The 13,360-nt window shown below is 70.6% G+C and carries 13 protein-coding genes; 10 read left to right on the top strand and 3 right to left on the bottom strand.

Annotation, left to right across the window (positions count from 1 at the left end):
- Positions 1-144: 144 nt before the first annotated feature.
- A complete protein-coding gene (locus ACFXMF_RS31155; protein ID WP_360319025.1) occupies positions 145-1,599 on the bottom strand; it encodes a DUF4082 domain-containing protein in 1,455 nt (484 codons plus the stop codon).
- A gap of 209 nt (positions 1,600-1,808) precedes the next feature.
- Here ACFXMF_RS31155 and ACFXMF_RS31150 point away from each other — a divergent pair, with 209 nt between their 5' ends.
- The 8 genes from ACFXMF_RS31150 (at position 1,809) to ACFXMF_RS31115 (ending at position 9,037) form a co-directional block, all read left to right on the top strand.
- Positions 1,809-2,948, top strand: a complete 1,140-nt coding sequence (locus ACFXMF_RS31150; protein ID WP_360319027.1) for a helix-turn-helix domain-containing protein — start codon at positions 1,809-1,811, stop codon at positions 2,946-2,948.
- A gap of 182 nt (positions 2,949-3,130) precedes the next feature.
- Positions 3,131-4,345: a cytochrome P450 gene (locus tag ACFXMF_RS31145; RefSeq protein ID WP_379992037.1), complete on the top strand. Its 1,215-nt coding sequence runs from the start codon at positions 3,131-3,133 to the stop codon at positions 4,343-4,345.
- Between the two features lie 3 nt (positions 4,346-4,348).
- Entirely contained in the window at positions 4,349-5,191 is an 843-nt protein-coding gene (locus ACFXMF_RS31140) for a polysaccharide deacetylase family protein (protein ID WP_360319031.1), read from the top strand.
- A gap of 99 nt (positions 5,192-5,290) precedes the next feature.
- On the top strand, positions 5,291-6,259 hold the full coding sequence (locus ACFXMF_RS31135) for a fumarylacetoacetate hydrolase family protein (protein ID WP_379992036.1): 969 nt from the start codon (positions 5,291-5,293) through the stop codon (positions 6,257-6,259).
- Entirely contained in the window at positions 6,256-6,570 is a 315-nt protein-coding gene (locus tag ACFXMF_RS31130) for a 2Fe-2S iron-sulfur cluster-binding protein (protein WP_360319035.1), read from the top strand. The genes ACFXMF_RS31135 and ACFXMF_RS31130 overlap by 4 nt, the downstream gene beginning before the upstream one ends.
- Complete coding sequence (locus ACFXMF_RS31125; RefSeq protein ID WP_379992035.1) at positions 6,567-7,868, top strand: NAD(P)/FAD-dependent oxidoreductase; 1,302 nt, start codon at positions 6,567-6,569, stop codon at positions 7,866-7,868. The genes ACFXMF_RS31130 and ACFXMF_RS31125 overlap by 4 nt, the downstream gene beginning before the upstream one ends.
- Positions 7,869-8,023: 155 nt before the next feature.
- Positions 8,024-8,332 carry a hypothetical protein gene (locus ACFXMF_RS31120; protein WP_379992034.1) on the top strand — a complete coding sequence of 103 codons (309 nt, stop codon included), beginning with the start codon at positions 8,024-8,026 and terminating at the stop codon, positions 8,330-8,332.
- 153 nt (positions 8,333-8,485) lie between these two features.
- Positions 8,486-9,037: a YceI family protein gene (locus ACFXMF_RS31115; RefSeq protein WP_360319041.1), complete on the top strand. Its 552-nt coding sequence runs from the start codon at positions 8,486-8,488 to the stop codon at positions 9,035-9,037.
- Between the two features lie 549 nt (positions 9,038-9,586).
- Here the strand turns inward: ACFXMF_RS31115 and ACFXMF_RS31110 are convergent.
- Positions 9,587-10,366: a ferritin-like domain-containing protein gene (locus ACFXMF_RS31110; RefSeq protein WP_360319045.1), complete on the bottom strand. Its 780-nt coding sequence runs from the start codon at positions 10,364-10,366 to the stop codon at positions 9,587-9,589.
- A 333-nt stretch (positions 10,367-10,699) separates the two neighbouring features.
- On the opposite strand from ACFXMF_RS31110, the gene ACFXMF_RS31105 reads away from it, so the two are divergent.
- The gene (locus tag ACFXMF_RS31105; protein ID WP_379992690.1) at positions 10,700-11,662 is read left to right on the top strand and encodes an STM4015 family protein; all 963 of its coding nucleotides are present in this window, start codon (positions 10,700-10,702) and stop codon (positions 11,660-11,662) included.
- A gap of 154 nt (positions 11,663-11,816) precedes the next feature.
- Here ACFXMF_RS31105 and ACFXMF_RS31100 read toward each other — a convergent pair whose 3' ends face one another.
- Positions 11,817-12,248: a DUF2000 domain-containing protein gene (locus tag ACFXMF_RS31100; protein ID WP_360319049.1), complete on the bottom strand. Its 432-nt coding sequence runs from the start codon at positions 12,246-12,248 to the stop codon at positions 11,817-11,819.
- 49 nt (positions 12,249-12,297) lie between these two features.
- On the opposite strand from ACFXMF_RS31100, the gene ACFXMF_RS31095 reads away from it, so the two are divergent.
- Positions 12,298-13,173 carry an AraC family transcriptional regulator gene (locus tag ACFXMF_RS31095; RefSeq protein ID WP_360319051.1) on the top strand — a complete coding sequence of 292 codons (876 nt, stop codon included), beginning with the start codon at positions 12,298-12,300 and terminating at the stop codon, positions 13,171-13,173.
- The last annotated feature ends 187 nt before the right edge of the window (positions 13,174-13,360 follow it).

Genomic DNA, 13,360 nt, shown 5'->3' with positions numbered 1-13,360 from the left:
GGAGCGGGCCGCCGGCGGTGTGTGGCCGCCGGCGGCCCGGTGGTTCGTGTGTCGGACCCGGTGTTCGGGTGCCGGTTGTCGTGGTGGTGTCGCCGGGTGTCTTTGCGGCGTCGGAGCGTCGGCGCGATCCGACACCGCGGTGGGCTATTTGTTGGTGGTGAAGACGACGTCCACCCAGTAGTTGGTGTCGTTGCGGCTGCCGGTCGGGAAGCCGGCGGCGCCGGACTTGTACACGCCGTTACCGCCGACGGCGGCCGATGCGGGGGCGGTGATCGCGCCTCCGGCCGCGTCCGACAATCCGCCTTCGGTGGAGGAGTATCGGCCTGCGGGGGCGAAGTACGAGGCCACGTAGGTGTAGTTGGGGCTGATGTAGACCGGCTGGTCGAACGTCACCTGCTGCCAGCCCGATTCGGACTCGTTGGTGAACGTGGCGGTGGCCAGGGCAAGGCCGCCGCCGGTCCAGATGGTCCCGGTGTGCGGACCGGTGTTGCCGGGGCCCTTGTAGAACCGCAGGCCGGTGACGTAACCCTGGGTGTTGGCGCCGAATTTGACCCCGAGTTCGATGCTGGTGGTGTCGTTGTCGGCGAGCACCGCCGGGGTCGCGTTCGAGGGCCAGATGGTGCAGGACGGGTTGCAGACGGGGGGCGGACTGTCGGCCGTGGTGATGTACCAGCTCTTGGTCGGCATCAGGGTGCCGTCGAGGGATTTCACGCCGATCAGGTCGACGAAGTAGCCGTGGCCGGGCTCCAGGTGGTAGGTGAGATCGAAGGTGGTGGTGCGGGCGGCGGCGTTGTAGGTCGTGCTGCCGGGACGGCCGCCGCTCTCGCCTTGCCAGACCTCCCAGTGGATGCTGGAGGGCTGCACCTCCCGGTCGAAGGTGGCGGTGAAGTTGGTGTCGACCGGCACGGAGGTCTCCCCCTGCGTCGGGGAGATCGCGATGACCACCGGCGCGGGACCGGGGGCGGTGGAGGTGTTGAACACCGGGTCCACCCAGTAGTTGGTGTCGTTCCAGGACGAGGTCGGGAATCCGGCGCCGTACAGGTACACCCCGTTGCCGCCGACGGTGTTGCTCGCGGGTGCGGTGAGCGGGCCCCGGACGTGTGCCGTGGCCAGGCCGCCCTGGTCGGCGTTGTACCTGCCGTTGGGCGCCTGGTACGAGGCCACGTAGGTGGTGCCGGCGGTGACCGGGACGGGCTGGGCGAAGTTCACCTGTTGCCAGCCGGATTCGGACTCGTTGGTGAACGTGGCGGTGGCCAGTCGATCGCCGGCGGCCGACCACAGGGTTCCGGTGTGTGTGCCGGTGTTGGTGGCGTCCTTCCAGAAACGCACACCGGTGATGTAACCGGCTTGGTCCGCTTGGAACTTGACGCCCAGTTCGGTGGCGACGTCGTCCGGATCGGGGCCGGAGGACGGTTGTTCGGTCGATGCCCACAGGGTGCACGGGCAGGTGGCCGGGTCGTTGTCGACGCCGACGTCCGTGGAGTGGCCCTGGCTCGCGGCCGCCCGGGGTATCCCCGGTGCGGCGATGGTTAACGCGAGCAGTAACGCGAGAATCGTCGGAATTGTTGCCCTGTGCAGCCTTGGCCAAGGTATGTTCATGAGTGTCCCTCAGTTGAACATCACTTCCCGGGGGGTTGTCCCGGGGCCGAGCTAGGGGAATTCTGGCGCACGCCCCGGCCCGTTGTCCGGGGTTTGTAGCCTCGTGAAGCGGGTCGAGGGGTTCCGCACGACGCTCCGGGAGACATGCGACGGCGGGTTCGCGAACTCGCGCGGCGGCGGCGCTCCGGTCTCGGAATACGCTGGGGATCATGACGTCGGACTCCACCGCGATGAGCACGTTGTGTGATGCGGTCGCCCTGCGGCTCGAACACGCGGATCCCGATCTGACGGCCCGGATCCGCGCCGAGTTGCCCTCGTACGAACACCTGCCGGAACTCGAACACCGGCGCACGGTCCGCGACCTCATCCGCCGCCTGTTGTCGAGCATCGCGTCCGGGCAGGGGCCGGTGGCCGAACATCTCCAGTTCACGCGCCGCGCCGCCGTGCGGCGGACGCAGTTGGGCGTGTCCGCGTACGACGTGCTGAGTTCGTTCCACATCGTGCGTCGCGAGTTGTGGGCCGCCCTGCAATCCGCCCCGGAGGCGACCGACGACCTGCTGCTCGGCTTGGTCGAACCGATCGGCAGGTGGACGGAAGCCATGAGCGCGGCGGTCGTCGACGCCTTCGTCGCGGAATCGCCGGGCACGGTCGTGCAGCACGCCGAGTTGCGCCGGCGGTTCCTGAGCGAGCTGGGCGATCGTTCCCTGGGGGAGCAGGTCGCCGAGAGCGCGCGTGCGCTGGCGTTCGACGTGGAGGGGCGATTCCAGGCGTTCTGCGCGACCCGCGCGTCGTGGCCCCCGCCCGAGGTGGAGAACCTGCAACGCGCGACCCGGCGACTGTCAGGTGTCGTGCAGTGCGGAGTCCGCGGCGACGTGATGATCGCCATCGCGCAGGACTGCGACCCGGTGCTCGTGCTCCGGACCGTGCACGGGATCGCCGGCGACCGGTCGGCCGTCGGGATCGGGCTGCCCCGGCAGGGGCTGGTCGGCGCATATCTGAGCATCGTCGACGCCGAGCGCGCGTTGCGGACGGCGGAGTTGTGGAACGAACCGGCGGTGCGTTTCGCGGATTCCTGGCTCGAGGCGACGCTGCTCGACAGTCGGTCCCGGCTGATGCCGATCCTCGCCGACGTCCAGCAGGTCCAGCGGGACCATCCCGATCTCGCCGCCGCCGTCCTGGCCTTCGCCGACTGCGGATTCTCCCTCTCCGACGCCGCCCGGCGGCTCAACGTGCACCCGAACACCATGGGCTACCGACTGAGCAGATGGCACGAACTCACCGGCGCCGATCCGCGCACGTTCGCCGGGCTGGCCCGGTCCGTGATCGGGTGCCGGTCGGCACCGCGGTAGCGACCGGCGGGGTCGAGGAGCGTCGGGGAACACCGCGTCCGGAGGCTTGTGTAAAGCACAGGAATCCGGGGCTCAAGCTCATGTTTTTCCCAAAGACATGATCGTTCGGTCGAACGTACCGTCGGTGGAAGCAAGCAGAGGCGCCCACCACCCACGACGACAACGACTCGACGAGGAGCCCCATGTCCGCCTCGGAGTACCTGAGCCTCGGTGACCCCACGTTTCGCGCCGATCCCTTCTCGGCCTACCGGCGGCTGCGCGACGACAACCCCGTCGCCCGGGTCGCACCCGATGGCACGAGAGTCGTCCTGACCCGGTACGCGGACGTCGAGCGGATCTTCAAGGATCCGTTGATGCGCGTGCAGCCGAAGGCCGGCGAGTTCCCGGCCGACATCGGCACCGGCGCCGGCGCCGTCTTCCACAAACTGTCGCTGCCGGAACTGGATCCACCGACGCACACACGGCTGCGCAAGCTCGCCTCGCCCGCGTTCGCGCCGCGGGCGCTGGCCCACATGCGCTCGTGGGTCGAGCGGATCATCACCGACAACGTCGAGGCGCTCGCCGCCGTCGACGGCGAAGTCGACTTCGTCGAGCACTTCGGCATGCGCGTGCCCGCGGAGATCGCCTGTCGACTGCTGCATGCCCCCGCCGCCGACGCGGGGACGGTGCTGCGGCGGATGCCCGCGCTCAACCGCCTGCTGACCCACGCCCCGATCAGCGCGGACGAACTGGCGGAGGCGGACGAGGCCGCGCAGTTCTACTTCGACTACATCGGCGAGATCGTCGACTCGATGCGCGGAAAGCTCGGCCCCGAGGACCCGGTCGGCGCACTGATGCTGGCCGAGGAGGAAGGTGGGCGGCTCAGCCGGGACGAACTGATCGTGACGCTCGTCGGGTTCTTCGTCGCCGGCTACCACACCACGATGACGGCGATGACCAGTGCGGTCCACGCGTTGTTGTCCCATCCCGAGCAGATGCGACTGCTCGCCGCCGACCCGGACCTGGCACCGGCGGCATGGGAGGAGGTGCTGCGGTGGCAGTCGCCGGTGCACTTCATCACCCGCTACGCCGGTTACGAGTTCGACCTGCACGGCGAGACCGTCGCCGAGGGCACCCAGCTGCTGCTCGGAATCGCCTCGGCCAATCGCGACGCACGCCGCTTCACCGATCCGGACACGTTCGACATCCGACGCGCCGGCAACCGACACCTGGCCTTCACCGCGGGCGGCCACTACTGCATCGGCGCCCCGCTGTCCCGGCTGGAGGGCGACATCCTGCTGCGGCTCCTGCCGCAACGTCTGCCCGCGATGACGCTCACCGACCCCAACCCGCCGTGGACCGACGACCTCGTGTTCCGCGCGATGACCGCGCTGATGGTCGCGCCGAAGGGGGTGTAGGGGATGACCGAGGGACGGTGGCCCGGCGGGCGGCGCGCCGCGGCCTGTGTCACGTTCGACCACCTCGGCGAGGCCGCCGAACTGCAGACGCAGTCCTGGCCCGCCCACGTCCCGGTCGGCGGTCACCACAGTGTGTCCACCGAACTCCCGAACGTTCTGGAGATGCTGCGCGACCGGCCGGTGCGGTCGACGTTCTACGTCGAGGCGTGGAACATCGACACCTATCCGGACGCGGTGCGGTCCATCACGGACGCCGGACACGACGTGGGGTGGCACGGCTGGTTGCACGAACCGTGGTCCCGGACCGACGAATCCGCCTTGCGCACGGCCCTGGACCGCAGCTTCGACCGGTACGACCGGCTGGGGATCCGGCCGGTCGCGGCTCGCCCTCCCGCCGGCCTGCTCGGCGACCACTCGCTGACGCTGCTGCGCGCTTACGGCTTCGAGTTCGCCTCGCTGGCCGGCGACGTCCACGGCGTCCAGGACGGGCTGGCACTGCTGCCCTACCCGTGGACGGGCGTCGACGGCGCCTACTACATTCCCGGTTTCACCCGGCTGCGCCAGGAGGACCCGGGCGATCACCCGGTCGGACCGGACGTCCTGCTCCGCGCACACCGGCGACTGCTCGAGGAGACCATCGAGGCCGGCGGCTTCGTGTCGTACGTGTTCCACGTGTTCTGGCAGGACACCCCGGACAGGGTCGCCGCCATCGCCGACCTGATGGACCGACTCGACGCCGACGACCGTGTCTGGCACGCCCAATCGGCCGAGATCGCGCGATGGATGCGCGCGCACCCCGAACACTTCGCGGGGGCCACGCACGTCGACGCGCCTCCCGCGTGGTGACGTGTCGCCCGCCCGTGGACGCGCCTCCCGCGTGACGACGCGTCCCCGCGCGTGGTGACGCCGTGATCCCCGTCAGACATCCCATTTCCTGGAGACGACATGCGTATCGTCAGCTTCGGCGGACCCGGCGGCGAACAGCCGGGCGTGCTGGTCGACGACCACACGATCCTGCCCCTGGCACCGGTTCTCGCGCCCTTCGGGCTCCCCGGCGCGGACACCACACACATCCTCGCGCTGTGGCCGACGGTCCGCCCCCTCGCGGAGGCGGCACTGCACGACACGCGCCACCACATCGCCCGCGCGGACGTGCGTCTGGGGCCGCCGGTCCCGCGCCCCGGCAAGGTGATCGCGGTCGGGTTCAACTACCCGATGCACTCGAATGCCGTGCTCGGGCACATCACCGAGCCCACCGAGCCCGTCCTGTTCCTCAAGCCGCCGGGCAGCGTGTGCGGGCCGTACGACCCGCTGATCAAGCCGCCCGAGACGACTGCGCTCGACTACGAGCTGGAACTGGCCGTCGTGATCGGCCGGGCCGGGCGGCGGATCGCTCCCGCCGACGCCCTCGGCCACGTCGCCGGCCACATGATCGCCAACGACGTCACCGCGCGGGACGTGGCGCTGGGCGCCGGAATCCACTCGCCGTTGCAGATGCAACTCGTCCGCGGCAAGGGATTCCCGTCGTTCTGCGCCACCGGACCCTGGCTGCGCATGCGCGACGAGCGCGTTGTCGACGAGCACGACGGGAGCCCCGACACGGAGCCGCTGCGCCTGCGGCTGTCGGTCAACGGCCAGGCCCGCCAGGACGGATGGAGCAGCGACATGCTCTTCGACGTACCGACCCTGATCGCGTCGATCAGCAACACCATGGACCTGCTCCCCGGCGACGTGATCCTTACCGGCACCCCGAGTGGTTGCGGATTCGAACTCGATCCGCCGAGCTATCTCGTCGACGGCGACGAGATCCGCGGCACCATCACCGGACTCGGCGAACTGTGCCAGCGGGTCACGGACGAAGACACCACCCGATACGGAATCCCCGTCACCACCACCGCTCGGACACCGTCATGACGAAGATCGTCTACATCCAACCCGACGGCACCCGCGTCACCGTCGACGCGGCCCCCGGCGACACGGTCATGTCGGCCGCCCTCGCCGGCGACGTGGACGGGATCGTCGGCGAATGCGGCGGCAACATGATGTGCGCGACCTGCCACGTCCACGTCGAGGAATCGGCCGCCCGCCGACTCCCGGCGATGACCGACGACGAGGACCAGATGCTCGCCTGCACCGACGCGCCGCGAACCGCCCACAGCCGACTGAGTTGCCAACTCCCCACCGACGAACCGATGGTCGTGACCGTACCGGGGAGCCCGACATGAAGCCCGACGCCACCGTCGTGATCGCCGGCGCGGGTCAGGGCGGGTTCCAGGTCGCGGCGTCGCTGCGCGAACGCGGCCACGTCGGCCCCGTCGTCCTGGTCGGCGACGAACCGGGCCTGCCCTACCAACGACCGCCCCTGTCGAAGAACTTCCTGCTGCAGCCCCGGACGCAGATCGAGCTGCGCCCCCACTCGTTCTACGAGCGCCGTCACATCGAACTGCGACACGCGCGAGTCGCCGCCATCGACCGGTCCACCCGGCGGGTCCGGCTGACCGACGGACACACCCTGGCGTACGACCACCTCGTGCTGGCCACGGGAGCCCGCAACCGCACCCCGCCGATCGAGGGCGTCACCCTGGACGGGATCGTCCAGGTCCGCACCCGAGACGACGCGGAACACCTGCGCGCCCGCCTGCCGGCCACCTCGCGACTGGCGATCATCGGTGCCGGGTTCATCGGCATGGAGGTGGCGGCCGCCGGGGCGAAAGCGGGGACCGAGACCACCGTCATCGAGGCGCTCCACCGTCCGATGGCCCGGGCGGTGTCCCCGGTGACCTCGACACACGTCGCCGACCTGCACCGCGCCCAAGGCACCAGGCTGTGCCTGGGACGTACGGTCGTACGCCTGGACGGCGACCACACCGGTGCCGTGACCGGCGTCCTACTCCACGACGGCAGGCTCGTGCCGGCGGACCTCGTGGTGGTCGGCGTCGGCGTGACACCCGCCGTGGAACTCGCGACCGACGCCGGACTCGACGTCGGAGACGGCATCCGGGTCGACGCCTACCTGAGCACCAGCGACCCGCACATCTCCGCCGTCGGCGACTGCGCCGAATTCCCCAACACCCACACCGGGACCCGAACCCGGCTCGAATCGATCCAGAACGCCGTCGACCAGGCCCGCTGCGTCGCCGCCCGCCTGACGGGCACGCCGGCCCCCTACACCGCCGTTCCCTGGTTCTGGACCGAACAGTTCTCGACGAAACTGCAGATCGCCGGCCTCGGGCAGGGCCACGAGGACAGTACGGTCCTCGGCGACCCGGCAGGCGGATCGTTCTCCGTGCTGCTGTTCAAGGGCGGACTCCTCGCGGGCGTCGAGTCCGTCAACGCACCGGCAGACCACACCGCGGCTCGCCGCATCCTCGCCTTCGGGCGGCCGCTGCGTCGCGCGGAGACGACCGCCGACGGATTCTCGCTTCCCCAATGGGCCGGCCGACACTGCCGGAACCAGGACCGAACCGCAGCCGCGCACGATCCGGTCGACGCCGGTGCCGGCCGCACCGCCGACATGGGCTGAGCGCGGGGGCCGCCCGTCGTCGACTCCTGTACACGGACGCGGTCCGCTACCGGGCCGCCGCGCCGGCGCGCGCGTTCGACGACGGGATCGAGGCCGGTGTCCGGACCACCACCGTCGCCACGGGGGCCCTGCCGAGCCCCGCGCTCCGCGACACCATGACCGGACACACCTACTCGGTGTTCGCCATCGTGTGCACGGTGCAGGACGGGCGGCCGGTCGCCGTGACCGGCTCCCAGGACGGCACCGTGCGGATCCGGGACCTGACCGCGGGACGGTGCATCGACCGGATTCCCCTGCCCACGCCGTGTACCGCACTTGCCTGGGGCTCGACGGATCACCTGTTCGTGGCCTTCGACCGGGACGTCGCGGTGTTGCGCCGAAAGCCGCACGGCCGGAACGAAGGCCCGGTACGCCGAACAGGCATCGTCCGTGTCTCCCGGGCCTCCGGACAGGACGGCCCGTGACAGCGGCGATCGTGGGCGTCGCCGCCACCAGGGTGCAATTCTCCCCGACCACGCGCGTCCGCCCGGATCGGGAATCGCCGGCCGCCTAGCGTGACGCGGGAACGATCCCGGCGGGCCGCCGTCGGGATCCGGACCCTACGGAGGTACCTGCCCATGACCGTCGCCATCTCCGAACTCACCGGGGACTATGTCCTCGACCCGGCTCATACCCGGATCGGTTTCGTCGCCCGCCATGCCATGGTCACCAAGGTGCGCGGTGCCTTTCACCAGTTCGAGGGCACCGCGCACCTCGACGGCGCCGACCCGGCCAAGTCCACCGGCCGGGTGGTGATCAAGACGCAGAGCATCGACACCGGCGTCGAGCAGCGCGACCAGCACCTGCGCACCAACGACTTCCTCGACGCGCCGAACTTCCCCGACATCACCTTCCGCACCACCGAGGTCGAGCAGAAGTCCGAAACCGACTACCGGGTCACCGGCGACCTCACCGTCAAGGACACCACCAAACCGGTCGCCATCGACTTCGAGTACACCGGCAACGCGGTCGACCCCCAGGGCAACCTGCGCGTCGGTCTGGAAGGCTCGGTGACCATCTCCCGCAAGGAGTTCGGCGTCACCTGGAACGCGGCCCTGGAGGGCGGCGGCGTGTTGGTGGGCGACAAGATCGTGCTGCAGTTCGACATCTCGGCAGTCAAGCAGGGCTAGAAGCGCCCGACCGACCACGGCTACGGCGACCGGACGGGGACCGAAGTGCTTCGGTCCCCGTTCGTTACCCATCAAGGGCAGTTCGTGCCGGTCTGCACCTGGGTGCCTTCGGGGCCGGGTTCCGGCGCGGGATGGGCACACGTTGCCTTCGGTGCCTGTGTGGCCGATGCGGGTACGACCGCGACGGCGGTCATCGCGCCGAACGCGATCGCCACCGCACCCGCGGATATCGCCCAGCGGGCCGGCGGGCGGAGAACGGAACGGGACATGCGGAAGCCTCTCGGAACCGGCCGACGCCGCGTCGCACGGTGTCGGTGGGCGGTGTCGTCGAGGGAGGCGGCGGACACCCGCCTCCATCGCCACCGCCGAATGGGTGTGGCTCGCCGAGTATCGGCCGGGCACCCGGCGGCGTGACAGGTCAAGTCCTGCCCTGTCACGCCGAGCCGTTGTGTGCACGCGCCGACCACGGCCGCCGAGCCGAGCACCGTGCGTCCGCACCCCCCGAGCCCGACGCGCCCCGCAGGGCGGGCGACCTTCCGGCAGGCGGGGTCACGCGGTTTGTGGTCCGGTGGGCCTCGGGCCCATCGCGTCGACGCGCTTCGGGGGGCGCAGGGCGACCATGCGGCGGGTGCCCCACAGCCGGTCGTAGGCGTACGTCGCGTGGATGCCGAACCTCAGCGCCAGTCGTCGACCGCGCGACCAGCGGAGCAGGTGACCCATACGGCCCATCACCGCGAGGCTCACGTCGCGGTTCACCTTGATCTCGGCGCGGGCGGTCCTTCGCAGGGCGCGCTCGATGTCCGCCCCACGACCGCTCGCGGACAGGCGCAGCAGTTCCTCGTGGCAATAGGCGAGGTGGTTCTCCTCGTCGTCGCAGATCATCCGGATGCCCTTGCCGATGTCGGGCTCGTCGCCGAGGTACCGGCTCAACATCCGCATGTCCTCGGCGGCGCGCTGCTCGGTGACCCGGCTGTGCACCAGGTATTCGACGATGTCCGCCTCGGTCAGCGGCTCGTCGCGGCGCAGCCGGTCGTGGGGGAGGCCGAGACCCTGGCGTTCGAGCAGCATGCAGTAGTCCGTCTCCGGCGGGACGTCGACCGGATCGAGCCCGCGACGGTGCAGCATGGCGTTGAAGATGCGGCCGTGCTTGTCCTCGTCGGCGCCGTGCCGCGCGATCTTGGGGGCGAGTTGGGGGTCGGAGACCAATGCGGCGATTCGCCCGTTCTCCCAGCCGCCCTGGCTCTCGCCTTTGGCCGCGACGCTGCAGAACAGGCGGAATGCCTCGTCGTGTCGGTGGATCTCCCGAAGGATGTCGCGCGGGCTGAGCATGACCGGGCTCTCCGTCTCCGCAGGCACTGCGCGTGCCGCTGACCTCAGTCAATGGCCCAGGCGCGTCGAGTACCGGGACCAATCGTCGGACTAGCGCCCATACCACCTCTCGGTGTCGCGAAACCGGGTGCGGGATCCACAGCCCCCGGTACACCTACTCGCCGACCCGGATGCGCCATCCCCGGGCCCGGCGGGAACGAGCGCCTCGCGGCGGACGGCGGAGCCGCCGGGCGGGGACCCGCGAGGGTGAACACGCATACCTGTCGGGGAGGTCTGCGATCCTCAAGGGGAGCCGCGCTCAACGCGGTTGGACCGGTACGCGGAGGCAGCCGAATGACAGTCGAGGACCATGAGACGCACTTCGCGGGCCTGCCCGTCGTCGAGGCGACGATCGACGGCCAGGGCACGATCCGCATTCCCAGCGGGGTGCGTCCCGACGAGTCCGCCTGGCGGCTGCGGGTCGAGGACGCCTGGGATTGCGACGATGCGACGGCTTCCTTCGCCGCGTTGTTCGCGCGGTTCCTGGACGAGGTGGACGCCGCACGGGTCTCCGCGCTCGTCATCGGTGAGTGGGGTGCGGCCGACCCGCCCGATCCGACCGATGGCCCGATACCGCTCCTGAGCCGGTTCGCCGACCGGCTGCCCGCTCTGCGGGCGGTGTTCGTCGGCGACATCGTGCGTGAGGAATCGGACATCGCCTATATCGAACAGACCGACCTCACCCCGCTCCTCGACGCCCATCCCCGGCTCGAGGAACTCGCGGTGCGCGGCGGCTCGGGCCTGGCCCTGCCCACCCGGACGTACCCGCACCTGCGCACGCTCCGCCTCCAGAGCGGCGGGATGCCGCGCGGGGTGGTCCGGGCCGTCGCCGACAGCGTCTTCCCGGAGTTGCGCCATCTCGACATGTGGCTCGGCGTCGCCTCCTACGGCGGCGACGCGACCGTCGAGGACCTGGCGGACATCCTGGACGGTGCGCGGCTGCCCGCGCTGACCCGTCTCGGCCTGATGGACAGCGAGATCACCGACGGGATCGCAGCGGCCCTCGCGCACGCCCCCATCGTCGCCCGTCTGGACGAACTCGACCTTTCCATGGGTACGTTGGGTGACCAGGGGATCGAGGCACTGCTGGCCGGGCAATCGCTCACCCACCTGAAGCGGCTCGACCTGCGGCACCACTTCGTCGGCGAGGCGACGGCGCGGCGCCTGCGCGAGGCGTTGACGCCGGCGGGGGTCGAGATCGACCTCTCGGATCCGTGTACCGACTGGACCGGAAGGTACGTGCAGGTCTCCGAGTGATCCCCGCAGGGCCGACTTCGGGTCGGGCCCGGGGGATGCGCCGACCTCGCGGCGCCGGATGGGCTCGCGAGGTCGGCACGCCTTCGGGCCGTGAGGGGACGCACGGGAAGCGTGTGTGAGGGGGAGCCGGCACGGGCCGGGCGTGTGCCGCTCGCTATGGGTGCATCTCCGCCCCCTTGAGGACCTTGTCGACCACGTTGCGCGGCCCGTGCACGGCCAGCCCCACCAGGTCCAATCGGTCCCGCCGGACCCCCCGTACCGCCGCCCGGTTGTCCCGGTCGTTGCCGGTGGCGAAGAGGTCGGCGGTGAACACCGCGATCGGCAGGTCGCGACCCACCGCCCGGCCGTGGGCCGAGGCGAGCAGTTCCCCGCTGCCTTGGAAGACCAGTACCGGTTGGCGGAACATCGGGAGATAGGTGGTGTCGTCGGCGTCGGCATAGGGTTCGCCGATCACCTCGGGGATCCGTGTACCGAGGCCGCTGACCAGGAACGCGGTGACGTTCAACCGCTGCCACACGGCCAGGTCCGCGCGCAGGAGTACGGCGATCTTGGTGTCGAAACGAACGGGTGCGAGCTGGGTTTCCATGCCCGCATCGTGCCCCGGGTGGCCGAGGCCCGTCTTGTACGATCCTGACATGGGTGCCGGCTCGGAGATCGTGGCGTGGCGGCCCTCGGTGGCCGGCGTGAGCGAGGTGCTGCACGCCCACATGACGGATCACACGTACCCGATGCACACGCACGCGGCGTGGACGCTGCTGATCGTGGACGACGGCATGGTCAGGTACGACCTGGACCGGCACGAGCACGGTGTGCTGCGGCGCGCGGTGAGCCTGCTGCCGCCGCACGTCCCGCACAACGGCAGCGCGGCCACCCCGACCGGGTTCCGCAAGCGGGTGCTCTATCTGGACTCCTCGCACCTGGCCGACGACCTGATCGGCCGGGCCGTGGACCATCCGGAGTTCGACGACCGCGCGCTGCGCGGGCGGGTGCATCGACTGCACACCTCGCTGCTGCGACCGGGCGAGGAGTTGGAGGCGGAGAGCAGGCTCGCGTTCATCGCCGAGCGGTTGCGCGGGCATCTGCTCGGTCGAGTCGCCGCACCGGCCGTGGTGCGGGACGTCGGATTGGCCCACCGACTGCGTGATCTGCTCGACGCGCGTTTCGTCGAGGGGGTCACCCTCGATGCGGCGTCGGCACTGCTGCACGCCCACCCGACCCACCTGGTCCGTGCTTTCGGCCGGGAGTTCGGTATCGGCCCGCACCAGTACCTGACCGGACGCCGGGTCGACCTCGCGCGCGGTCTCCTGCTGGACGGCATGCCACCGCACACCGTCGCGGTGACCGCCGGCTTCTACGACCAGTCGCATCTGAACCGTCACTTCAAGCGCGCTCTCGGCATCAGCCCGGGCCGGTTCGCCCGTACCGGGGCACGCCTGGAGACCACGGCCCGACCGACCGCGCGCAGCACGGCGATCGACACCCCCGCGTCGGCGCGCGGCGACATCGACTGAGGCCGGCCCGGGAGGATCCCCTCGCGACGACCGGCGCACCACACGGGAGATCCCGTGCAGCGCACTCGCCGCCCACACCGGCCCCGGTCACGCGTAGGTCGAGCCGGTGCCGCGGGCCGGACGGGGGCGAACGTGGTCGATGTTGCCACCCCCGGTGTCCCGGTGCTTGCGGGTCGCGGGCGGCGCC

It is taken from the genome of Embleya sp. NPDC059213 (assembly GCF_042754445.1).
Taxonomy (GTDB): Bacteria; Actinomycetota; Actinomycetes; order Streptomycetales; family Streptomycetaceae; genus Embleya.
This window is presented reverse-complemented; position numbering and strand designations above follow the sequence as displayed.

What these genes read in the sequence shown, in the direction of transcription:
- ACFXMF_RS31125 (WP_379992035.1), top strand. Translation starts at nt 6,567, where the DNA reads ATGAAGCCCGACGCCACCGTCGTGATCGCCGGCGCGGGTCAGGGCGGG.
- ACFXMF_RS31145 (WP_379992037.1), top strand. Translation starts at nt 3,131, where the DNA reads ATGTCCGCCTCGGAGTACCTGAGCCTCGGTGACCCCACGTTTCGCGCC.
- ACFXMF_RS31105 (WP_379992690.1), top strand. Translation starts at nt 10,700, where the DNA reads ATGACAGTCGAGGACCATGAGACGCACTTCGCGGGCCTGCCCGTCGTC.
- ACFXMF_RS31150 (WP_360319027.1), top strand. Translation starts at nt 1,809, where the DNA reads ATGACGTCGGACTCCACCGCGATGAGCACGTTGTGTGATGCGGTCGCC.
- ACFXMF_RS31140 (WP_360319031.1), top strand. Translation starts at nt 4,349, where the DNA reads ATGACCGAGGGACGGTGGCCCGGCGGGCGGCGCGCCGCGGCCTGTGTC.
- ACFXMF_RS31155 (WP_360319025.1), bottom strand. Translation starts at nt 1,599, where the DNA reads ATGAACATACCTTGGCCAAGGCTGCACAGGGCAACAATTCCGACGATT.
- ACFXMF_RS31100 (WP_360319049.1), bottom strand. Translation starts at nt 12,248, where the DNA reads ATGGAAACCCAGCTCGCACCCGTTCGTTTCGACACCAAGATCGCCGTA.
- ACFXMF_RS31135 (WP_379992036.1), top strand. Translation starts at nt 5,291, where the DNA reads ATGCGTATCGTCAGCTTCGGCGGACCCGGCGGCGAACAGCCGGGCGTG.
- ACFXMF_RS31110 (WP_360319045.1), bottom strand. Translation starts at nt 10,366, where the DNA reads ATGCTCAGCCCGCGCGACATCCTTCGGGAGATCCACCGACACGACGAG.
- ACFXMF_RS31115 (WP_360319041.1), top strand. Translation starts at nt 8,486, where the DNA reads ATGACCGTCGCCATCTCCGAACTCACCGGGGACTATGTCCTCGACCCG.
- ACFXMF_RS31120 (WP_379992034.1), top strand. Translation starts at nt 8,024, where the DNA reads ATGACCGGACACACCTACTCGGTGTTCGCCATCGTGTGCACGGTGCAG.
- ACFXMF_RS31130 (WP_360319035.1), top strand. Translation starts at nt 6,256, where the DNA reads ATGACGAAGATCGTCTACATCCAACCCGACGGCACCCGCGTCACCGTC.
- ACFXMF_RS31095 (WP_360319051.1), top strand. Translation starts at nt 12,298, where the DNA reads ATGGGTGCCGGCTCGGAGATCGTGGCGTGGCGGCCCTCGGTGGCCGGC.